This is a genomic window from Embleya sp. NBC_00896 (genome assembly GCF_045207785.1).
Classification (GTDB): Bacteria; Actinomycetota; Actinomycetes; order Streptomycetales; family Streptomycetaceae; genus Embleya.
Genome location: NZ_CP108776.1, coordinates 2,085,523 through 2,107,495, shown reverse-complemented (window position 1 = coordinate 2,107,495; position 21,973 = coordinate 2,085,523). Strand labels below are relative to the sequence as shown.

Annotated in this window: 17 protein-coding genes and 2 pseudogenes; 13 read left to right on the top strand and 6 right to left on the bottom strand. The window is 71.8% G+C overall.

Going from position 1 to position 21,973, the window contains the following annotated elements:
• Positions 1–65 precede the first annotated feature (65 nt).
• The 3 genes and pseudogenes from OG928_RS09410 to OG928_RS09400 form a co-directional block, all read right to left on the bottom strand.
• Positions 66–1,268, bottom strand: coding sequence for an acetylornithine transaminase (locus OG928_RS09410; RefSeq protein WP_406281564.1), 1,203 nt, complete (start codon positions 1,266–1,268; stop codon positions 66–68).
• On the bottom strand, positions 1,268–2,176 hold the full coding sequence (argB, locus tag OG928_RS09405) for an acetylglutamate kinase (RefSeq protein WP_406281561.1): 909 nt from the start codon (positions 2,174–2,176) through the stop codon (positions 1,268–1,270). The genes OG928_RS09410 and argB overlap by 1 nt, the downstream gene beginning before the upstream one ends.
• Positions 2,173–2,499: pseudogene (locus OG928_RS09400) on the bottom strand (bifunctional ornithine acetyltransferase/N-acetylglutamate synthase); the annotation flags it as partial. The pseudogene OG928_RS09400 and the gene argB, both read right to left, overlap by 4 nt.
• A 321-nt stretch (positions 2,500–2,820) precedes the next feature.
• On the opposite strand from OG928_RS09400, the pseudogene OG928_RS09395 reads away from it, so the two are divergent.
• Positions 2,821–2,886, top strand: a pseudogene (locus OG928_RS09395) (MbtH family NRPS accessory protein); the annotation flags it as partial.
• A gap of 91 nt (positions 2,887–2,977) precedes the next feature.
• On the opposite strand, the gene OG928_RS09390 reads toward OG928_RS09395, so the two are convergent.
• On the bottom strand, positions 2,978–4,324 hold the full coding sequence (locus OG928_RS09390) for a lysine N(6)-hydroxylase/L-ornithine N(5)-oxygenase family protein (protein ID WP_406281558.1): 1,347 nt from the start codon (positions 4,322–4,324) through the stop codon (positions 2,978–2,980).
• Positions 4,325–4,699: 375 nt separating this feature from the next.
• Between OG928_RS09390 and OG928_RS09385 the strand changes: the two genes are divergently transcribed.
• The 6 genes from OG928_RS09385 to OG928_RS09360 all read left to right on the top strand — a co-directional run bounded on the left by OG928_RS09385 (position 4,700) and on the right by OG928_RS09360 (position 12,392).
• Positions 4,700–5,344 (top strand): FMN-binding negative transcriptional regulator, encoded by a 645-nt coding sequence (locus OG928_RS09385; RefSeq protein ID WP_406281555.1) that lies wholly within the window; start codon positions 4,700–4,702, stop codon positions 5,342–5,344.
• Between the two features lie 670 nt (positions 5,345–6,014).
• Positions 6,015–6,704 carry an LmbU family transcriptional regulator gene (locus OG928_RS09380; protein ID WP_406281552.1) on the top strand — a complete coding sequence of 230 codons (690 nt, stop codon included), beginning with the start codon at positions 6,015–6,017 and terminating at the stop codon, positions 6,702–6,704.
• A gap of 411 nt (positions 6,705–7,115) precedes the next feature.
• A complete protein-coding gene (locus OG928_RS09375) occupies positions 7,116–8,129 on the top strand; it encodes an aldo/keto reductase (RefSeq protein WP_406281548.1) in 1,014 nt (337 codons plus the stop codon).
• A gap of 288 nt (positions 8,130–8,417) precedes the next feature.
• Positions 8,418–9,434 carry a DUF4192 domain-containing protein gene (locus OG928_RS09370; RefSeq protein ID WP_406281545.1) on the top strand — a complete coding sequence of 339 codons (1,017 nt, stop codon included), beginning with the start codon at positions 8,418–8,420 and terminating at the stop codon, positions 9,432–9,434.
• 144 nt (positions 9,435–9,578) lie between these two features.
• Complete coding sequence (locus tag OG928_RS09365; protein WP_406281542.1) at positions 9,579–11,522, top strand: glycogen debranching N-terminal domain-containing protein; 1,944 nt, start codon at positions 9,579–9,581, stop codon at positions 11,520–11,522.
• Positions 11,523–11,684: 162 nt separating this feature from the next.
• A complete protein-coding gene (locus tag OG928_RS09360) occupies positions 11,685–12,392 on the top strand; it encodes an NUDIX domain-containing protein (protein WP_406281539.1) in 708 nt (235 codons plus the stop codon).
• A gap of 41 nt (positions 12,393–12,433) precedes the next feature.
• On the opposite strand, the gene OG928_RS09355 is transcribed toward OG928_RS09360, so the two are convergent.
• Positions 12,434–12,886 carry a hemerythrin domain-containing protein gene (locus OG928_RS09355; protein WP_406281536.1) on the bottom strand — a complete coding sequence of 151 codons (453 nt, stop codon included), beginning with the start codon at positions 12,884–12,886 and terminating at the stop codon, positions 12,434–12,436.
• Positions 12,887–13,073: 187 nt separating this feature from the next.
• Between OG928_RS09355 and OG928_RS09350 the strand changes: the two genes are divergently transcribed.
• From OG928_RS09350 to OG928_RS09325, 6 genes are all read left to right on the top strand, one after another.
• Positions 13,074–14,888, top strand: coding sequence for an ATP-binding cassette domain-containing protein (locus tag OG928_RS09350; protein ID WP_406281533.1), 1,815 nt, complete (start codon positions 13,074–13,076; stop codon positions 14,886–14,888).
• Positions 14,889–14,895: 7 nt separating this feature from the next.
• Positions 14,896–15,654, top strand: a complete 759-nt coding sequence (locus tag OG928_RS09345) for a hypothetical protein (RefSeq protein ID WP_406281530.1) — start codon at positions 14,896–14,898, stop codon at positions 15,652–15,654.
• A gap of 323 nt (positions 15,655–15,977) precedes the next feature.
• The gene (locus OG928_RS09340) at positions 15,978–16,832 is read left to right on the top strand and encodes a FadR/GntR family transcriptional regulator (protein WP_406290869.1); all 855 of its coding nucleotides are present in this window, start codon (positions 15,978–15,980) and stop codon (positions 16,830–16,832) included.
• A 211-nt stretch (positions 16,833–17,043) separates the two neighbouring features.
• Entirely contained in the window at positions 17,044–18,681 is a 1,638-nt protein-coding gene (locus tag OG928_RS09335; protein ID WP_406281527.1) for a SpoIIE family protein phosphatase, read from the top strand.
• Positions 18,682–18,945: 264 nt separating this feature from the next.
• Positions 18,946–20,520 (top strand): RNA polymerase sigma factor, encoded by a 1,575-nt coding sequence (locus OG928_RS09330; protein WP_406281524.1) that lies wholly within the window; start codon positions 18,946–18,948, stop codon positions 20,518–20,520.
• A gap of 250 nt (positions 20,521–20,770) precedes the next feature.
• Positions 20,771–21,565, top strand: a complete 795-nt coding sequence (locus OG928_RS09325) for a S1 family peptidase (protein ID WP_406281521.1) — start codon at positions 20,771–20,773, stop codon at positions 21,563–21,565.
• A 133-nt stretch (positions 21,566–21,698) separates the two neighbouring features.
• Here the strand turns inward: OG928_RS09325 and OG928_RS09320 are convergent, their stop codons facing one another.
• Complete coding sequence (locus OG928_RS09320; protein ID WP_020555816.1) at positions 21,699–21,929, bottom strand: hypothetical protein; 231 nt, start codon at positions 21,927–21,929, stop codon at positions 21,699–21,701.
• Positions 21,930–21,973 lie beyond the last annotated feature (44 nt).

Genomic DNA, 21,973 nt, shown 5'->3' with positions numbered 1-21,973 from the left:
TGGGGTCGAGGAGTTCAGGGGCGATGAAGGGGACGGACAGGGACGGACACGCGGCGTACGGACGATCAGCCCCCGGATCCGGCGGCGGCACACACCCGGTCCAGCACCCCGGGCAGCGCGGCCAGGAGCGCCGACACCTCGGGCTCCCCGACGATCAGCGGCGGCGCGAGCCGGACCACCTCGGGACCGGTCGCGTTCACCAGGAGGCCCGCGTCCTCCGCCGCCTGCTGGACCTGCGGGGCGAGCGGCGCGGTGAGGACGACGCCCAGGAGCAGCCCCACCCCGCGGACCCCGCCGACCAGCGGGTGGTCCAGCGCCTCGATGCCCCGCCGCAGTCGCTCGCCCTGTCGCTTGACGTGGTCGAGCAGCCCGTCCGCGGCGATGGTGTCGAGTACGGCGAGGGCCGCGGCACAGCACACCGGGTTGCCGCCGAACGTCGTGCCGTGGGCGCCGGGGGTGAACAGTTCGGCGGCCGGGCCGAACGCGAGCGTCGCGCCGATCGGCAGTCCGCCGCCGAGGCCCTTGGCCAGGGTGACGACGTCCGGCTCCACGCCGTGCGCCTGGTACTCGAACCAGTGGCCGGTCCTGCCGATACCGGTCTGCACCTCGTCCAGCACGAGCAGCGCCCCGGCGGCGCGGGTGATCTCCCGGGCCGCGGCCAGATAGCCGGCGGGCGGTACGACGACGCCGTTCTCGCCCTGGATCGGTTCCAGGACCACCAGCGCGGTGTCCCGGTCGACGGCGGCGGCCAGCGCCGCGGTGTCGCCGAACGGCACATGGGTGACCTCGCCCGGCAGCGGCAGGAACGGGGCCCGCTTGGCGGACTGGCCGGTGAGCGCGAGGGAGCCCATGGTCCGGCCGTGGAAGGCGCCCTGGGCGGCGACCATGCGACCGCGCCCGGTCAGCCTTCCGATCTTGAACGCGGCCTCGTTGGCCTCGGCACCGGAGTTGGCGAAGAAGACCCGGCCCGCGCGGCCGGCCAACTGCAGGAGCCGCTCGGCCAGCAGCACGGGCGGCTCGGTGACGAACAGGTTCGACACGTGGCCGAGCCGGCCGATCTGCCCGGTGACGGCCTCGACCACGGCCGGGTGCGCCGTGCCGAGCGCGTTGACGGCGATGCCGCCGAGGAAGTCCAGGTAGCGCCGTCCGTCGGCGTCCCAGAGAACGGCACCCTCGCCGCGTACCAACGGCACGCGCGGGGTGCCGTAGTTGTCCATGAGCGAGGCCTGCCAGCGCCCGGTGAGCCCGCTGTTCCCGGTCCCGCCCATCACACGCCCTCCTCGATGATGTCCGGCATGACCAGCGTGCCGATCTCCTCGCGGGTGAACATCTCCAGCAGGACGGAGTGCTTGACCCGGCCGTCGATCACCCGCGCGCTGCCGACGCCGTTGCGCACCGCGTGCAGGCAGCCGGCCATCTTGGGGAGCATGCCGTCGGCCAACTCGGGCAGCAGCTTCTCCAGTTCGCTCGCGGCGAGCCGGCTGATCACCTCGCTGCTGTGCGGCCAGTCGGCGTACAGGCCCTCGACGTCCGTGAGTACGACCAGCGCGTGCGCGTCGAGGGCGGCGGCGATGGCCGCGGCGGCGGTGTCGGCGTTGATGTTGTAGACGTAGTCGTCCTCGGCGCTGCGGGCGATGGAGGTGATCACCGGGATCCGGCCGCCGGCCAGGAGCGCTTCGATGGCGACGGGGTTCACCCGGGTGATCTCGCCGACCCGGCCGATGTCCACGGGCACGCCGTCGACCAGCGGCCGGTGCTTGGCCGCGATGATGGTGTCGGAGTCCTCGCCGGTCATACCGACCGCGAGCGGGGCGAACTGGTTGATGAGCCCCACCAATTCGCGCTGGACCCGGCCGGCGAGCACCATTCGGACCACTTCCATCGACTCCGGCGGAGTGACCCGGAGGCCGGCCTTGAACTCGGTGGCCAGCCCGTGCCGTTTGAGCTCGGCGCTGATCTGGGGTCCGCCGCCGTGCACGACCACCGGACGCAGTCCGGCGTGCCGGAGGAAGACGACGTCCTGGGCGAAGGCGGCCTTCAGCTCGTCGTCGATCATGGCGTGCCCGCCGAACTTGATCACGCAGATCACCCCCTGATGGCGGGTCAGCCACGGCAGGGCCTCGATGACGGACTGGGCGTGAGTCAGCGCGGGATGCTCGCGCGTGCTCGTTCTCATGACGAGTACGCGCTGTTCTCGTGGACGTACGCGCCGGTGAGGTCGTTGGTCCAGACCGTCGCGGACTTGCCGCCCGCCGCGAGGTCGGCCCTGATGACCACCTCGCGTCCCGTCAAGTCGACCGCGTTCCTGTCCATGCCGATCGCTCCGTCCTTGCAGATCCACACGCCGTTCATGGCGACGTTCAGCCGGCCCGGCTCGAAGACGGCCGAGGTGGTGCCGATCGCGGCGAGACCCCGGCCCCGGTTGGGGTCCTCGCCGTGGATCGCGTATTTGAGCAGGTTGTTCCGCGCGATGGAGCGGCCGACCCGGGCCGCGTCGTCGGTTTTGATTCCTGCCCATATGCCCGCGGCCGAGAAACCCCGTGCTGCCGTGACGCTCATGCCACAACTCCTCCAACGGACGATTCAAAGGCCAGGGGGACGGAATCGTCCTGTCTCCAGGACATCCGGGAATGATCGCACCCGCGCGAGTGGCCGCTTCCACGGAAGCGGCCATTTTCGACGGCACGGCGCGGAAAGCGTAATGCGGGAACTCCTCGGACCTTCCGTTCGGTGGTCCACTGCTCCTCGCCGGCCGGTGAATGGCGATTCGATTCCCGAAGAAATGCCTCGTGTTGTGAGCGAACCGAATCGGAGGGGTCCATGAGCAATAACCCGTTCGATGACGCGGACGGCCGGTTCCACGTCCTGGTGAACGAGGAGGAACGGCACTCACCGTGCGCCCTTCGGCCGCGGTCGGGCCGCTTTCAGCGCGGACGGGCCGACGGCCCGCCGGCGGGCCGTCGGGTGCGGGCCGCGCTCAGAGGGTCTCCCGCTCGATCTCCAGGGCGACGTCCCGGCCGAACTCGTGCTCGGTGCGCCGCTGGACGATGGAGTCGGCGATCTCGCCGCTGCGGACGGCGATGTTGGACAGCAGCGAGGACGTCAGTCCGTGGGAGTGTTCGGTGCCGCCCTGGAGGTAGATGCCGCAAGGCAGTTCGGGGTTGGTGACCAGGCGGTAGTCGCGCCCCACCCGGTGCCGCCCGGCCTCGTCCCGCAGGCAGTGCCGGTCGAGGTCGCCGAGCAGGCCGGAGGGCTCCATGGAGTCGTAGCCGGTGGCGAAGACGAGGGCGTCGACGTCGAGCTCCCGGGCGCCGTCGTCGAGCAGCGAGTGCAGGGACACCCGAGTCTCGTCCCCGGAGCGCTTGACCTCGTTGACCCGGGTGAGGTTGAGGAAGAACAGCCTCCGACTGCTGCGCACCTCCTCCTCGTACGAGCGCCGGTACAGGTCCCTGATCACCTCGTCGTCGACCACCGAGTAGTTGGTGTTCTTGTGGTAGCGCCAGAACGCCTCCCGGGTCTGGTCGGACCCGAAGTAGTACTCGTCGACCGCTCCGGGATCGAACACCTGGTTGGCGAAGGGCGTGTCGTCGGCGACGGAGTACCCGTAGGCCGGCAGGATCGCCGAGACCCGGGCGTGCGGGAGGCTGTCGTACAGGAACCGGGCGATCTCGGCCGCGCTCTGGCCGGCGCCGACGACCGCCACGCTGTTGAGCCCCGCGGGATCCATCCGGCGGAACTTCGCCAGGAACTCCGAGCTGTGCCAGACCCGTTCGTCGCGCTCGACGCCCTTGGGCATGCGCGGTACGAGGCCGGTCGAGACGGTCACGTTGCGCGCCCTGACGAGCCGGGTCGCGCCCGAGTGCACGTCCCTGACCTCGATCTCCAGGTGCTCGGCGTCCCCGGCCCCGATGCCCCGCGGTGGCCGGATCGAGGTGACCTCCGAGCCGTAGGAGACTCGGTCGGTGACGCTCGACTCGGCCCACTCGAGGTACTGGTGGAACTCCTGCCGGGTGGGGAAGAAGTCCTGGGTGTTCACGAACTGCGGCAGTCGCCCCGATGTGTGCAGATACGAGATGAAGCTGAACCGCGACACCGGGTTGCGGAACGTGGCCAGATCCTTGAGGAACGAGATCTGCATGGTGGTCGACGGGAGCAGCATGTTCCGGTGCCAGCCGAACGCGGGCTGCCGCTCGAAGAACGCGGCGGTCACAGGTCGGGTCCGCTCGTTGGCCTGGTGCTCTTCCAGGGCAATGGCGAGAGACAGATTCGACGGACCGAATCCGATGCCGACCACGTCGTAGATCTCGTGTCCAAACGTACCCATAGAAAATTCTCCCGCTAGCGTCGCTGCGACAGGGACTTCCGCATCTTCAATGGGTCGGTTGCGGCAACCCGGAGGCCCTGGTCGGGAACACGGTTGACTCACTTCAGGGCTGCGGCTGGTGGTCTCGAACATCTCGACCGGTCACCCGGGAGAGGCGTACTGAGTATTACGCTCAAGAATGCGGTAATGCCAACCTAGAGGGACCGGGAGCCACCTTTCAAGGGGTCCCGATGCACCGCGTACCCATGGCCGTGTCCTGTCGACAGGACAGCATTGCGTCCGTTCTTCGAATTGCCGCAGGTGCTCAATGCATTGGTAGCGTCGGCCGGTCGGAGCCATACCGTGAGCCAGATTACCGAAGGGTGTGAATTCCGGATGTTCGTTCCCCGCCACTATCGTGAACCGGACAGTTCGTGGATGGTGGACCTGATCCGCGCCAATCCGCTGGCCCTCGCGGTCATGAACGGCGACGTCACCGCGGGCCCGTTCGCGACCCATCTGCCCGTCATCCCCGATCCGCAGATGACGGGTTCGTGGTCCGACGACCTGTCGGGGGCCACCCTGCTCGGGCACATGAACCGGGCGAATCCGCACTGGAAGGCGCTGGAGACGGGAACCGTCCTGCTGCTGACCTTCGCCGGTCCGCACGGCTATGTGTCGCCCACCGTCTACGAGGTGACGCCGGCCGCTCCGACGTGGAACTTCACCTCGGTGCACGTACGCGGCGTCGTGGAGAAGATCGACTCGCTGGAGGAGACGCTGGGCGTGGTGCGGGCCACCGCGCTGGCCTTCGAGTCGGAGTTCGGCGCCGGCTGGGACCAGACCGAGTCGGTCGACTACTTTCGGAAGATCGTCCCCGGCGTGGGCGCCTTCCGGCTCATCGTCACGGGGGCCGAGGGCATGTTCAAACTCAGCCAGGAGCAGCCGGCCGAGGTCCGTGAGCGGGTGCAGCAGTCGTTCAGCCGGCGAGCGTGCAGCCTCCACCGGGACACGGCCAAGCTCATGAGCCAGTTGCCGTGACCGGGATCCGGACGGCCCGGCGCGGCCGCCTGGTGGTCCGGCTCATGGGCTCCACCCGAGCTTCGTTGTCACCCCGCACTTCGCGGACCGGATGGCCGCGGGGCTTCGACGTGCCGCGCGAGTTCCATGGCGCCACGCTTGCATCCGTGTGACGCCATGGCAACTGTGCGTACCGGATGTGTCACGGTGGCTGTCGGCCGGTTGTCGGCCGTTTGCCCTCGGGCAGGCGGGTTGTGGGCGGCTGCCGGCGACGCGGCTTCGAAGCCCTGGGCAACCCTCATCGTCCCAGGCCAGAAGGCGCTTTCGCTTTCCCGCTCGGGACCCGGACAACCGGTAAGTGAAACACGCGGGCCGGGTTCGATGTAACGGATTGCCGGATTGCTCTCGTGCGGCCGTTGGGATTCCTGCCGACCGCGAGGGAAACGGAGGGATACGCCATGGCGTCGCGGCGAGGGCAAGAATCGTGGTATCGGGCACTTGCCGTTGGATCTCCGTTAAGTCCCGAGCGATTCCTTGATTTCCACTTGCCGCTGGGGTCTACTCGGATCACCCTCCCGAAGGGACGGTTCGGGATGTGGACCTACAGCACCGAGAGGGATGCACCGACAGCCGAACGCCGTAAGGATCTTCGACAGAGGTGAACGGGGCGAGTGGTAATGGACGTATTCGCATGGTAACGGATCGGACAATCCACCTCAAGAACACAAAAACGGCAACGCTCCACATGAACCCGGAGACGATGCCGCGACAGCGACGAGCCATGGGCGATGGGCCCCACCGAGGCCAGATACTTACCACAAAGGTGGGCCTGCAAATACCGGCCGGGATGATCTTCGAAGACTGGGAGCGAGCCGGTCGCCAGTTATCCGGAATCCTGGATTCATCCTCATGGTGGCTCGGCGACTGGCTGGTGTACGGAAAAGATCATTACACGGACCGGTACCAACGAGGAATTCGGGCCGCGGGCTTGCGATATCAGACGCTCCGGAACTACGCCTGGGTCTCACGGCGGTTCGCGTTCAATCGGCGGCGAGCGGCGCTGAGCTTTCAGCATCACGCCGAATTGGCTTCACTCCCGGTCGACGAGCAGGAACTGTGGCTCAATCGCGCCGAGGAGATCGAGTGGTCCACCAAGCAACTCCGTAGTGCCCTGCGTGCTACGCGCGAAGATGAAGCAGGACGCGACAAGCAGATCGAGGCTACGCAGCGACTCGCGGTCCCCTGCGACCGCATCCCGTGGTGGCACAAGGCCGCGGTGCAGTCGGGCATCGATTTGGAGCAGTGGGTGCTGGCGACGCTCGACAACGCGGCCGAGCGAGTCCTGGAAGAGGTGGAGATGCGGGTGAGTGTGACAGCCTGAGCGTCCGAGGTATCCGGCCTTCACGGCCGCTCGCTCATTACGCTGCACGCCCGGCTCGCGACTTTTCTCAAGGTGGGTGGACCCCCGCGAACGGTCCATTTACGTTCGCACCCGGCCGTTGTCCCACCTGCGGCTTCCGACCGCGTGGCCACCACCTGAGCCCGCGCTCCGGATGGAGCGCGGGCTTGGCTGTTGCCGATCCGCCGCCCGAGACTCCGCAGACGGCAGTCGCCCTTGGTCCGCTGTCCTTGCGCGGTTCCGGCCCTTCTGCCCGCCCTTGGCGAGCCGGCGATCCGTCCCGGCTTCCCACGCTCGGCCCCGTCGTGCCGCACCGGCCGGGAGCCTTGGCCGGGCGGGCCGATCGCGCGATGGTGGAAGGGACCGAAACCCCTACGGTGACGGAGGTGCGACGTGCGGTACCTCGAGGTGGAAGGATTTCCCCGGGTTGGCCGGATCGGACTGGGCACCTGGCAATTCGGCTCACGGGAATGGGGGTACGGCGACGCGTACGCGTCGGTGACGGCGCACGCGCTGGTCGGCCGGGCCCTGGAACTGGGCGTGACCCTGTTCGACACGGCCGAGATCTACGGACGCGGACGCAGCGAGCGGATCCTGGGCGAGGCGCTGGGGGCGGACGCGGCCGGGGTCGTGGTGGCCACCAAGTTCCTGCCGGTGCTGCCGTTGACCCCGGTGGTGCGCAGTCGCGCGTATCGCAGCATGGCCCGCCTCGGACTCGACCGGATCCCGCTGTACCAGGCCCATTTCGCCAATCCGCTGTTCCCGATGGACGTCACGATGCGGGCGTTGGGCGAACTGCAGGACGAGAAGGTCGTGGGCGAGATCGGGGTCAGCAACTACGACCTCGCGCGCTGGCGCCGGGCCGAGCACGCGCTGGGCCGGCGGGTGCTGTCGAACCAGGTCGAGTTCAGCCTCGCGGCGCCCGGCCCGCTGTGCGACCTGGTGCCGTGGGCCGAGCGCAACCGGCGGATCGTGATCGCGTACAGCCCGCTCGCGCAGGGGCTGCTCGGGTCGCGCTACGACGAGTACAACCCGCCGCAGGGGTTCCGGGCGCACAAGACCCTGTTCCTGCGCGAGAACCTGCGGCGGGCCGGACCGCTGCTCGAGCTGTTGCGCGAGATCGCGGTCGCGCATGATGCGACGCCGGCGCAGATCGCGCTCGCGTGGACGCTGCACCAGGGGCCGGTGGTGGCCATTCCGGGGGCGTCGACGATCGAGCAGCTCGAACACAACGTGGCCGCCGCGGAGATTGCGCTGGGCGCGGACGAGTATCGGGCGTTGACGGCGCAGGCCGAGGTGTTCGAGCCGTTGCGGGGGGTGGACGCGGTTCGGGCTCGCGTGCGGAATCGGGCTTTGCCCGGGGACCGGGATTCGAAGGCTGACGCGGACGTTGCCGGGTCGCGGTAGCCCCTGCGGGGCCGGCCGGCCTGCGGCCCGCCTTTGTCCTCAAACGCCGGACGGGCTGGAGTGGGTGGCTTTGTTCCCGGGGCGTCGGATGGGCTTGGGTTGCTTTGTCCTCAAGCGCCGGACGGGCTGGGAGGAGTGCCGGGCGGGTGGGGGGGTGGTGTCAAGTGGGGGGTGCACAGGGGGGTGGTTGTCCACCGGTCGGGTTGAGGTTCGGTGGGGGGCCGGGTGGGGTCGCAGGCTCGGGGCATGAATGGCATCGGTGGTTTTGATCGGACGCCCTTTGTGGCGATGTCTCCGCAGTCCGTCCTGCGAGTGCGGTCGCCTGCGGATCTCGTGGAGGCGGTGCCCTACCTGATCGGGGTGCGGCCCACGGACAGTGTGGTGTTGCTCGGCATCCTGCCGGGCGAGCGCAGTCGGGTCGGTCCGGTGTTGCGGCACGACCTGCCCGCGCCGGCCGACTTCGAGCTCGCGGCCGGGCACTTCGCCCGGCTGCTCGCCCGCACCGGCGCCCGCGGGGTGGCCGTCGCGATGTACGCGGACGCGGCGGAGGCGGCCGTCGAGCGATTGCGGCCGTTGCACGCGGCGATCGCGCGCGCGTGCGCCGAGCGGTCGATCGAGGTGCGGGAGGCGGTGTGCGTGACCGCCGAGCGCTGGTGGTCCTACGGCTGCGCGGACCCGCGCTGCTGCCCGCCGGAGGGCACGCCGCTGCGTACCGATCGCAGCTCGGCCGTCGCCGCGACGGCCGTCTGGGCGGGGCTGCCCGAGCCGGCGTCACTGGCCGACCTCGTGCGCCGCTTCCGGCCACCGGAGTACGCGCTGCGCGAGCGGATGCTCCGGGCGTACACGAGCGTGCGCGCCGACGCCGCGGGGCTCGGCGCCGAGCGCACGCTCGCCGCGCTGGCCGGGCACCGGGCGCGGTTCCGGGCCGGCGACACCACGATCGAGCCCGAGGAGGCCGCGCGGCTCGTGCTCGGCCTGGCGGACGCGCGCGTGCGCGACGAGGTGATGGGCCGACACGGCGAGGGCCCGGGGGACGCCGACGACCTCGCCTCTCTCGCGCTGTGGACCGCGCTCGCCCGCCGGGCCTTCGCGCCCGCGTCGGCGCCCCCGCTCACCCTCGCGGCGTGGGCGGCGTGGACGGTCGGTGACGGGGTGCTGGCCCGGGTCGCGATCACCCGCGCGCTGCGGGCCGACCCCGAGTACACGATGGCGCGACTGCTGCACTCGGCGATCAACAGCCCGCTGAGCGCCGCCGAGGTGCGGCGTCGGATCTTCCGCGATGCCGTGACCAACCGGGCACCGTGACCGTTGGGGGGCGTGGACCACAAATCGACCGGCCCGTCCGGGATCGCGTCGGATTCCGGCCGCTACGCGCCGCCGACGCCCGCGAGGCACGGGCGATCCCGGCCCCGGGGGACTCACGAGAAGCGGGAGACGAGAACAGTGATCGTGAGCACGACTCCACATCCCGTGGCGCACGACGCGCTCGTCTGCGTGGACGCGCCGGGCATGGCGATCAGTGGCCGGGACGCGCAACTGCGGGGACACGGCGTGCAGGGCCTCTACCACGACGGGCGCCGCACGCTCTCGCGCAACGTGCTCACGATCGGCGGCATGGAGCCCGAACCGCTGTCCGGACACGTGGTCGCGGCCGGGTCGGTGCGCTACCTGGCGATGCGCCGCTTCGCCGCGGACAGTACGCCCGACCCGGCGCTCGTGGTGGAGCGGACCCGCCACGCCGACGGCCGCGAGCGCATCGTGGTGCGCAACACCGGGCGCCGGCCGCTTCGCTTCCCGGTCGAACTGGCGCTCGGCGCCGACCTGATCCCGCTCGACGCGCTCCGCGCCGGGCACCGTCCGACCGAACTGCCCGCCCGGGTCGCCGCGGCGGGACTGGGGTGGAGCGCGCCGGACGGCATGTCCGTGCGCGCGACCGCCGAGCCCGCACCGGACACCGCGCTCGCCGCCACCGCGACGCTGCGCTGGGACATCGGCCTGGATCCGGCCCGATCGTGGGCCGTCGAACTGCGCGTCGTCGCGGAGCCCGGGCCCGGCCGGCCCGGCCCGCGCGCGGTCTCGGGGCAGCCGCCGTGGGCCGAGCCGCGGGTGCGCTGCGACGACGTGCGGGTCGCGGCGTGGGTCGCACAGGGCCTGCGTGATCTGCGGGCGCTGCTCGTGGTGCCCGATCCCGACCTGCCGACCGCGCCGTTGCCGGTGGTCGGCGCCCCCTGGCAGCTCGTCCCGACCGGCCGCGACGCGCTGTGGACCGCGCGCATGCTGCTGCCGCTCGGTACCCGCTTCGCCGGTGGCGTGCTGCGGCTGCTCGCCGCGCGGCAGGGCACCCGCTCGGATCCGCGCGGCGGCGAGGAGGAGGGGCGGATCCCGCACACCCTGGGCCGGGTCGGCGACCGCGTGCGCTACGACTGCGCGGGCTCGACCGCGCTGTTCGTCACGCTGCTCGGCGAGGCGTGGCGCTGGGGGCTGCCGGCCGCCGAGACCACCGCACTGCTGCCCGCGCTCGGCCGCGCGCTCGGGCACCTGTCCCGCACCCTGGGCGATCGTCCGGGCGACTTCGTCCGACTCGGCCCCGAGGGACCCGCGCCGTGCGAGTTGCAGGCGCAGACGTACGAGGCGGCGCTGCACGGGGCCGCCCTGCTGGACGCGCACGATCTCCCCGGCGGCGGGGCGCTGCGCGAGCGGGCCGAGCGGCTCGGCGTGGACTTCCGCAAGGCGTTCCGCGCCGAGGACGCGGCGGGGGAGTACTACGCGGCGGCCCTGGACCCCACCGGCCGGCCGATCACCGTGGCCTCCTCCGCGATGGCGCACCTGCCCGGCAGCGGCATCCTGGACGACACCGGCAGTCGCGCCGTGGCCCGCCGGCTGACCGCGCCCGACCTGGACTGCGGGTGGGGCCTGCGCGGTACGTCCGCCCGCACACCCGGCTACCACCCGCTGGCCGCGCGTGGCGGCGTCGTGCGCACCCACGACACCTGCGTCGCGGCGGCCGGCCTGGCCGGCACGGGCCATCTCGACGCCGCACAACGGCTGTTCGCCGGCCTGCTGAACGCCGCGCCGTGGTTCCAGTACCGGATGCCGGAGATGCACGCGGGCGAACAGCGCGCCGAGGGCCACGCCCCCGTCGCGCACCCGCTGGCGTGTCGCCCGCTCGCGCGCGCGGCCGGGGCGATCCTGCCCGTGCTGGTGGCCTTCGCCGGGATCCGGCCGGACGTTCCCGACGGGCGCGTCACGGTGCGCCCCACCGGACCCCTCGACGTCGGCGAACTGGAGCTGCGCGACCTGCGGATCGGCGGCGAGCCGTTCACGGTCCGGGTCAACCGGGCCGGTCAGGCGATCGTCGAGGAGGCGGCGGCGGAACTCCAACTGGCGATCTGAGTGGGCGACAGGGTCTTCGAACCCCCGCCGGACACGCCGCCGGCCGGTACCGCGACGGCGCTCCCCGCAGGCGCCGGCGATCCGACGGACCGGGAAACGGTCTCCGAATTCGTTTTATCGTCAGCCAGACAACTAGTGGGCCCCGGGCACTAGGATCGCCCCATGCCGCGCTCCGAGACCACGACCTTTCCGCCCTTCGGAGTCACCGTGGATCTCGTCGTCCTCACGGTGCGCGAGCACGCTCTCAGCGCGCTTACCATCCGGCGCGGCGAGCCGCCGTTCCAGGGCGCGTGGGCCCTGCCCGGCGGCTTCGTGCGCGAGGGGGAGGGCCTGGAGGCCGCCGCGGCGCGCGAACTCGCCGAGGAGACCGGCCTCGACCGGCTGCCCGTGCACCTCGAACAACTCGCCACGTTCGGCGATCCCGGCCGCGACCCCAGGATGCGCGTGGTCAGCGTCGCCTACCTGGTCCTGGCCCCGGACCTGCCCGCCCCGCGCCCCGGCGGCGACGCGGCCGGCGCGCGCTGGTCCTCGGTCGGCGAACTGCTCGGCGACGGCAGCCGGCTCGCGTTCGACCACGGCCGGATCCTGGAGGACGGCGTCGAACGCGCCCGCTCCAAGATCGAATACTCGTCGCTCGCCGCCGCGTTCTGCCCGGAGGAGTTCACCGTCGGCGAGTTGCGCCGGGTCTACGAGGCGGTGTGGGGCGTCGCCCTGGACCCGCGCAACTTCCACCGCAAGGTCACCGGCACCCCCGACTTCCTGGTCCCCACCGGCGGCACCACGACGCGCCAGGGCGGCCGACCCGCGCAGCTGTTCCGCCGGGGCTCCGCGGAGAAGCTGAACCCGCCGATGTTGCGCCCCGAGGCCTGACGGCTCCGGGCTCGACGGCCCGCCCGCCGCGTCGCGCCCGCTCAGCCCTGCCCGCCCAGGTCCAGGCTCACCGAGTCGTACGCCAGCTGCGCGTCCCGACTGCGATGTCGGCCCATCAGCGCGATCAGGTCCACGACCTTGGGCCGCAGCGTCGACCACCCCGCCGATTCGTCCGACCCGCGCGAGAGGCCCGCCAGCAGCTCGTCGAGCAGCAGGCCCAGGCGGGCGTGCTCACTCCGCAGCCGCCGCACCGCGCGCCCGAACCGCGGATCCGCGCGGCGCACCTCGTCGTACAGCCCGTCGGGCCCCTCGGTGGCCGCGACATGTTCGTAGAGATCGGCCCGCAACTGTCGCAACCCCGCCCGCAGCGCGGCCACCCGGCGCGGGCCGGGCACGTCCGCGACCAGACCGTCACGCACGATCAACAACGCGTCGTCGAGGTCGCCCCGCCTGCGGCGGACGGCGTCCAGGACACCCGGATCCGGAAGAGACATGCCGACCTCCAGGGGGGTACTCGGCGGTACTTCGATGGTCCTCCAGCAGAGGGCGGCCTGTCCAGGTTCGACAGACTTTTCCGCAGCTCGCCGTTACGACGCAAATGCCGGGAAAATTACAATTTCGCCGGTATGTTGCCAAAGATCCAAAGATCTCCCGTATCCGGGATGCCGAGGAGCGATGGCGATGGCGATGATTCAGACACGTGCGCTGACCAAGAGATACGGCGGCATCGTGGCCGTCGACAACCTTTCCTTCGATGTACGTCCCGGGCAGGTGACCGCACTGCTCGGGCCCAACGGCGCGGGCAAGTCGACGACCCTGCGGCTCATGCTCGGCCTCGAGCGCGGCGGCGGCGAGACCCTGTACGACGGCCGGCGGTACCGCCGACTGCCGCGTCCCGCGACCGCCGTCGGGGCGTGCGTCGGTCCGCCCGCCGCACACCCGGGCCGCCGGGTGCGCGCCCACCTCACGATGCTCGCCGCGGCCGGTCGGATCCCCCCGCGTCGCGTGGACGAGGTGCTCGACCTCGTCGGGCTCACCCCCGTGGCCGACGCGCGGGCGCGGGTGCTCTCCGCGGGCGCCCTCGGCCGGCTCGGGTTGGCCTCCGCGCTGCTCGGCGACCCCGACACGCTGGTCCTGGACGAGCCCGCGATCGGCCTGGACCCGCAGGGGGTGCGCTGGCTGCGCGACTTCCTGCGCGCCTACGCGGCCCAGGGCCGCACCGTCCTGGTGGCGGGCCACATCCTCGCCGAGACCGCGCAGTGCGCCGATCGCGTCCTGGTGATGAGCCGGGGTCGACTGGTCGTGGACGAGTCGGCGGCCGACTTCCTGCGCCGCGGCGGCCGCGAGGGCGTCTGCGTACGCACCCCGCAGGTCGCCCGGTTGACCGAACTGCTCCGCGCCGAGGGCATCCGGGCGGGCCGGCCCGGCGGCGCCGCGGTCACCGTGACCGGCGCGGACCGCGCCCGGATCGGCGAGATCGCCTTCCGCGGCGGCATCCTGCTGCACGAACTCGCCGATCGCGAGCCGGGCCTGGGCGACGCGTTCATCGACGCGATCGCCCGGCGGCGCGAGCTCGCGCAGACCCTGACCGAGGACGACCTCCCCGAGCAGCAGCGCGCCGAGACCACCCTCGGGAACACACTCGCGGACTTCGACGCCGACTTCGACGCCGACTTCGACTTCGCCGCCGGCCTCGCCGCCGATCCGGACGCCAAGGCGACGACCGAGCTCGCCCGTACCGCCATGCCGCCCCCGCCCGGCGCCGATCACAAGCTCGAACCGATCCCGGACCGCGAGCGCGAACCGATCACCGACCGCGCACCGGCACCGGCCGCCGACCCCGCCGCCCGATCCGCCGTCGCCCGCGAACCCCACCGTGAGGCCGACCCCCACCGTGAGGCGGACCCGCACCGCGAGGGCGACCCCCACCGCGCGGCCGAGCCGCACCGCGCGGCCGAGCCGCACCGCGCGGCCGAGCCGCACCGCGCGGCCGAGCCGCACCGCGCGGCCGAGCCGCACCGCGCGGCCGAGCCGCACCGCGCGGCCGAGCCGCACCGCGCGGCCGAGCCGCACCGCGCGGCCGAGCCGCACCGCGCGGCCGAGCCGCACCGCGCGGCCGAGCCGCACCGCGCGGCCGAGCCGCACCGCGCGGCCGAGCCGCACCGCGCGGCCGAGCCGCACCGCGCGGCCGAACTCGCGGCGCGAGCCGCTGCGGCAGGGGCGCGAGCTGCTGCGGCGCGAGCCGCCGTGGAGGCGGCCGAACCCCATCGCGCGGCCGACCCCCACCGTGCGGCGGAACTCGCGGCGCGAGCCGCTGCGGCAGGGGCGCGAGCTGCTGCGGCGCGAGCCGCCGTGGAGGCGAGCGAACCCGACCCCCACCGCGCGCCGCCCGCCCCGGGGCCGACTCGCACGACGGCTCCGCGGCGCACCCGCCCCGGCGCCGCTTCGCCCGCACCTGGCGCTCCGCCGGGCGCTCCGAGCAGACCGACGAGGTGAGAAGCGCATGAGCGCGATCGGATACGAACTCGCGAGGGTGCGCAGCCTGCGCGCGACGTGGTGGGGCGCCCTCGCCCTGTTGGCGCTCACCGCGGGCGCGACCTGGGTGGCGGCCCGCCAGGCCGGGAGCATCCCGATCGGCTCCGGCGAGGTGGCCCACCTCCTGACCGCGGGTCCCGGCCGCACGCCCGTGCTGATCCCGGCGGTCATGGTCGCGGCCGCCCTCGCCTGCGCGCGCGAGCAGCGCCGGGAGGCGATGCCGACGCTGCTGCTCGCCCTGCCGCGCCGCAACGGGGTCTTTTTCGCCAAGATCGTCGGCACCGCGCTGTTCGCCACGCTCGTCGCCGTGCTCGCGGTGCTCGCCAACGCCGGCGTGGCCCGCGCGGTATTCGGCTCGACGTTCCCCGACACCGCGGCGATCGAGGTTCCGGCGCCGCGGATCCTGGCCGGGTTCGTCGCCTACGTGCTGCTCGCCGCCGTGCTCGGCCTGGCGATCGGCACCCTCTCGCGCGGCGCCCCGCTCGTCGCGTTCGCCGCGGCGATGCTGCCGGTGGGGGGCGAACGGCTGATCGCGGCGGCCATTCGGGCCGGCGTCCCGCAGGCGAACCAGGACCTCGTGCGTTACCTTCCGTTCCGCGCCGCCGACCGCATGCTCGCGGTCTCCGGCGACGGCCTGGCTCCGATCATGGGCGCCGCGGTCTTCGCGGGGTTCACACTCGTCGTCACGGTGCTCGCGATGATCACCTTCGCGCGCCGCCGGGCCTGAGCCGCGCCCGGGCCCGAGACGCCGCTCGAACGGTCCTCGAACCAGCCCGGACAGTCCTGGGACGACATTCGGACGGTCCTCGAACGCTCCTCGAACGACATTCGCACTCCCTCGGACAGGCGTCCGAGGGAGTGCCCGGGAAGTCCGAGACGCGTTCGAAGCCGTCCGAAGTTGGTCGAACATGCGACGTCACACTTTCGGACGATCGACCCGCAAGGTAGATCACCCTTTCGTGTGTTTTTCAGCCGAGAGAGGGTTTGATGCTCAAGCCCGACCCGTTCGCGGCCGAGATGGAGAGCGTGAGTATCGCTGCCCATCAGACAATGACCCATGCCCCGGCGAGCGGCTCGGCCGACGCGTTCCGCGCCGGCGAGCCGGGCGCCGCCGGCACCGACCCGATGTCCCGCCGGCCGTACGTGTGGGACGGACCCGACCTCGAACCGGCCCGCGCGGTCCGCAAGCCCGGCGTCGGCCGCGGCCGCGGACTGCACGGCCAACTCGTCCAGCAACTCGGCCAGATGATCGTCGCGGGCGAGGTGGGCACCGAGCGCCCGCTCGTTCCCGAGGAGATCGGCCAGCGCTTCGAGGTCTCCCGGACGGTGGTGCGCGAATCGCTCCGCGTCCTGGAGGCCAAGGGCCTGGTCAGCGCTCGCCCCAACGTCGGCACCCGGGTCCGCCCGGTGAGCGACTGGAACCTGCTCGACCCCGACGTCATCGAGTGGCGCGCGTGCGGCCCGCAGCGCGACTCCCAGCGCCGCGAGCTCTTCGAACTGCGCTGGGGCATCGAGCCCTTGGCCGCGCACATGGCCGCGTGCCGCAACCACCCCGAGATCGTCCGCCGACTGGCCGACGTCGTCGAGATCATGCAGCGGGCCGTCGCCCAGCCCGACCCGCTGACCTTCAGCCGCGCCGACGCGGAGTTCCACGGCCTGCTGCTCCAGGTCGCGGGCAACCGCATGCTCGACCACCTCGCGAGCATCCTCGCCGCGGCGCTCCAGGTGTCCGGCGGCCACGTGGCCGGATGCGAACACCTCTCCGAGGCATCCGTCGCGCTGCACGCGCGCCTGGTCGACGCGGTCGCCGCCGGTGACGGGGAGAGCGCCGAGACCGCCATGCGCTCGCTGCTCGCGGTACACCCCGAGGTGGATCGCCAGTTCCCCGCGCCCCGCGAGGGCTGACCCGCCCGTCGGGCACCGTCCTCCACTCGCCCCTTCACCGCCCCCGACCGGGGTCGGCGAAGGGGCGCGCGCGTGTACGCGACCGCCGAACGCCCGTGACACGCGGGTACGGAGAGTTCAAGCCAATCACTCCCGGTGTGAAGGTTCGCGTGCGTACTCTCGATATCTGACTCGCCGGCTCGGAATTGCCAACAGGTGGGGTTGTGAGGCAATGAACGACGACAAGGTCGGAAGCGAGCGACTCGACGGCCTGGACGCGGCCCTGCTCGACACGTTGACCAACCAGGGCCCCACGGCCTTCGCGGTCTACGACAGCCGAATGCGCCTGCGGCGGGTCAGCGGAGCGCTCGCGCGGCTCAACCGGCGCTCGGCCGACGACCTGCTCGGCAGACGGCCCGACGAGGTCTTCCCGGCCGCCCGGGCCCGCCGGATCGAAGCCGTCCTGGCCCGCGTCCTCGCGGCCGGCGAACCGCACGTCGAGTCGCACGCGACCGGCCCCGACGGCACCAAGGACCCGAGTGAGCGGGCCGGCGACGGGCGCGTCGACGGCCACGAACGCGCGTACGAGTCACAGTGGTTGCCCGTCCGTGATCCCTCGGACCGGACCGGCCCCACGATCGGCGTCCTGCTCCTGGTCCGCGACATCACCGAGCAACGGCACCGCGAGGAACTGCTGCGGACGAGCCAGTGGCGCACCGCCAGGCTCCAGGCGATGACCGCGCGGATCGCCGGGACGCTCAGCGTGCCCGAGGTCGAGGAGGCGGTCACCGAACTGGGCCACGGCATCGCGGCCGTCCGCTCGGAGACCTACCTGCTCGACGAGACCGCGCCCGTGTACCCGTGGCCGAACGTCCCCGCGCAGCGCACGATCGGCCGCCGGCGCGGACTGCCCGCGCACTGGTCGGACGACCTCGTGGCCGCGGTCACCGACGGCATCGCCCAGTACACCTCCGAGGACGGCCCCGGCGCGTCCCGGGTGATCCTGCCGCTGGTGGGTTCGGGCGCACCGCTGGGCGTGCTGCGCTACACCTTCGACGACGGCCGCGCCTTCGAGTCCGACGACCGGGTGTTCCTGGAGTCGTTCGCGGGGCAGTGCGCGCTCGCGGTCGAGCGCTCCCGGCTGTACGAGCGCGAGCACCGCACCGCCGTCGCGCTCCAACGCAGCCTGCTGCCCGAGCGGTTGCCCGCCGTGCGCGGCGTCGAGTTCGGCTTCCGCTACCTGCCGGGCGCGCCCGACTTCGAGGTCGGCGGCGACTGGTACGACGTGTTCCAACTGCCCGACGGACGCGTGGCGATCGTGGTCGGCGACGTGATCGGCAAGGGCCTGACCGCGGCGGCGGGCATGGGTCGGGTCCGCTCGGCCCTGCGCGCCCTCGCGTTCACCGACCCCGAGCCCTCGGCCGTACTGACCGGACTGGATCGGCTGTTCACCGCGACCGAGGACGACGAGTCGCTCACGACGCTGGTGTACGCCGTCGTCGACCCCGCGACCGGACTGCTCGACCTCGCCGACGCGGGCCACCTGCCGGTGGTGATCGTCTCGGCCGACGGCAAGGCCAGGCTGGTCGAGATCGGCGAGGAATCGACGCCCCTGGGAGTAGCGGAACACCGGACGCAGCACACGATTCGCCTCGATCCGGGTGACATCCTGATCGGCTTCTCCGACGGCCTCGTGGAGACCCGGGGACGCGGCATCGACGAGGGCCTGGACCACCTCGTGGACATCGCCCGCGGCGGTGCCGGCGGGCTCGAACCACTCCTGACCAGCATCCTCGACGGGCTCCTCGGTGGCCGCGATCGCGACGACGACGTGACCATCCTCGGAGTGCGCATCACCGGCGACGCGTGAGTCGGATCCCTCACACAGGGTGTGGCGCGCCCCGCAAGAGGGAATCGTGTGAGCTGCGCCACTGAACGGGTGCGTAACACTTCTTCGCCTGGCCCGATGAGTACGAAGGTGGCAGCCGTTCGGGAATAGCAAAAAAAGCCGGTGCGCTGTGTCGAGTGCAACCGGTTGCCGGAACCACGCTGTCTGCCCGAGTGTCGTTCATTTGGCGCCGCTGCCTGCCTGACGGCAGGCCACGACGGCGTCCAGATCGTCGAGAGGTTGTTTGTGTCGGCCAGCACATCCCGTTCGCTCCCGCCCGAGATCGCCGAATTCGTCAACGTGAAGTCGTTGATCGAGCGGGGTGAGGCCCAGGGGTACATCGCCAGCGACGAGGTGCGCCAGGCGTTCGAGGCCGACCAGATTCCGGCCACCCAGTGGAAGAACGTCCTGCGCAGCCTCAACCAGGTCCTCGACCAGGAGGGTGTGACCATCATGGTCAGTGCCGCGGACTCGGCGGCGCCCAAGCGCACCCGGAAGAGCGTGGCGGCGAAGAGTGCCGCCAAGCGGACCGCGACCAAGACCGTCGTCTCCAACCGTGCCTCCACCACGGGAACCATGACGGCCGAGGCGGCCGCGCCAACGCCCGACGAGAGCACCGCCGTTGTCGCCGAGCCGGTCGCCGGGCCGGCCGCGACCACAGCCGCGGCCGCGGCCGCGCCGCGCAAGGCGGCGGCGAAGAAGGCCGGCACCGGCACCGCGAAGAAGACCGCCGTGAAGAAGACGACGGCCAAGAAGACCGCCGGCAAGGCCGGCGACGGCGAGCCGGACGCCGAGGAACTCCCGGACGAGGCCGTCGTCGAGGACGCGGTGCCCGACGAGCCGGAGAGCAAGGGCTTCGTCCTGTCCGACGACGAGGACGACGCCCCCGCGCAGCAGGTCGCCGCCGCCGGCGCCACCGCCGACCCGGTCAAGGACTACCTCAAGCAGATCGGCAAGGTCCCGCTCCTCAACGCCGAGCAGGAGGTCAACCTCGCCAAGCGGATCGAGGCCGGCCTGTTCGCCGAGGACAAGCTGGGCTCCGGCGAGAAGGTCCAGCCCAAGCTCCGGATGGAGCTGGAGATCATCGCCGAGGACGGCCGGCGCGCGAAGAACCACCTGCTGGAGGCCAACCTCCGCCTCGTGGTCTCGCTCGCCAAGCGCTACACCGGTCGCGGCATGCTCTTCCTGGACCTGATCCAGGAGGGCAACCTCGGCCTGATCCGCGCGGTCGAGAAGTTCGACTACACCAAGGGCTACAAGTTCTCCACGTACGCGACGTGGTGGATCCGGCAGGCGATCACCCGGGCCATGGCCGACCAGGCGCGGACCATCCGCATCCCGGTCCACATGGTCGAGGTGATCAACAAGCTCGCCCGCGTCCAGCGCCAGATGCTCCAGGACCTGGGCCGCGAGCCCACCCCGGAGGAGCTGGCCAAGGAACTCGACATGACCCCCGAGAAGGTCGTCGAGGTGCAGAAGTACGGCCGCGAGCCGATCTCCCTGCACACCCCCCTCGGCGAGGACGGCGACAGCGAGTTCGGCGACCTGATCGAGGACTCCGAGGCCGTCGTGCCCGCCGACGCGGTCAGCTTCACGCTGCTCCAGGAGCAGCTGCACTCGGTGCTCGACACGCTCTCCGAGCGCGAGGCGGGCGTCGTGTCGATGCGCTTCGGCCTCACCGACGGCCAGCCCAAGACCCTCGACGAGATCGGCAAGGTGTACGGGGTCACCCGTGAGCGCATCCGCCAGATCGAGTCGAAGACCATGTCGAAGCTGCGCCACCCGTCCCGCTCCCAGGTCCTGCGCGACTACCTGGACTAGGGCCGTGGCCGGGATCGCCCGACCGCGCCGAGACGACACCGCACAACACCAGAGCCCCGGATACACCATCCGGGGCTTTCGTGTGGCACTTCCGGAGTGAAATCACCCGTTTGCTCGGCTGGATGATTCCGCCGGGCCACGCCCGGGCACCGGCACGTACCTGACGGTAGCCGGCGAGAGGTTCCCCATGATGGTGCGAGCGCCCGAGCGGCACACACGCAGCAGTACCCGGCGGTACACACGAGGTTGGGTGGTCGCGGTCGCCGCGGCGGTGCTCGCCGGCGTCCTGACGGGGGCCACCCCCTCCGGGCCGCCGCGGGTGATCGTCGGCGGGTCGCCCGCGGACACGGCGACGTATCCGTGGGCCGTGGCCCTGTCCAGCCGTGCGGAGTACGGCTCCGCGCGGTCGGGGCAGTTCTGCGGCGGCACGCTGATCGCGCCCACCAAGGTGCTGACCGCCGCGCACTGCATGTTCGACGCGAACGGCAGGCGCGACGACCGTCCGGACCTGACGGTGATCCAGGGGCGCACCGATCTGCGGACCACCCAGGGCCGTGAGGTCGCGGTGAGCGCCACGCACGTCAATCCGGGCTTCGATCCGGGTGTGATCGAGGGCGACTGGGCCGTGCTCACGCTGGCCGAGCCGCTGGGCACCGGTACCGCGCCGGTGGTGGCGCAGGGTGCGGACGTGTACGCGGCGGGTACCCCCTCGACCGTGGTCGGGTGGGGCGACACCACCGGGAACGGCGACTACTCGTCGACGTTGCGGCAGGTCATCGTCCCGCTGGTGACCGACGCGACCTGCCGGACGGCCTACCCCGGGGGGCTGCAGGGCACCTACGACGCCGCGTCGATGGTGTGCGCGGGCGAACGGCTGGGCGGCAAGGACGCGTGCAGCGCGGACAGCGGTGGGCCGCTGCTCGTCGGCGGCCGGGTCGCCGGGATCGTCTCGTGGGGCGACGGGTGTGCCCTGGCCCGCAAGCCGGGGGTGTACACCCGAGTCGCCACGTTCGCCCGAGACATCCGGGAAGCCGCCGGGTTGTGAGGGATATCACGCTCCCGTGCGGGTCGGGCAGACCTCGCGAGTGACGCCGCGAGACGCCGATGGCGGCCACCTCGCGGTGGCCGCCATCGGCGCGATGACTGCTCGTCGGGATCTCAGAGGGTCGGCTGTCTGGTCAGTTGTCGTCGTCCGGTGCGGTAACGGGGACCGCCGTGAGGCGGTCGGTCTCGTCCTGTATCTCCACGGCCACCTTCCGCAGCTCAGGTTCGAACTTGCGGGCGTGGTGCGCACAGAACAGCAGTTCGCCGCCGCTGGAAAGGACAACCCGAAGGTATGCCTGGGCGCCGCACCGATCACAACGGTCGGCGGCCGTCAACGGACTGGCGGGTGTCAGAACCGAATTCACGTCGCCTCTTCTCTACTCGACGAAGCTTTCATCGATGTCCAACA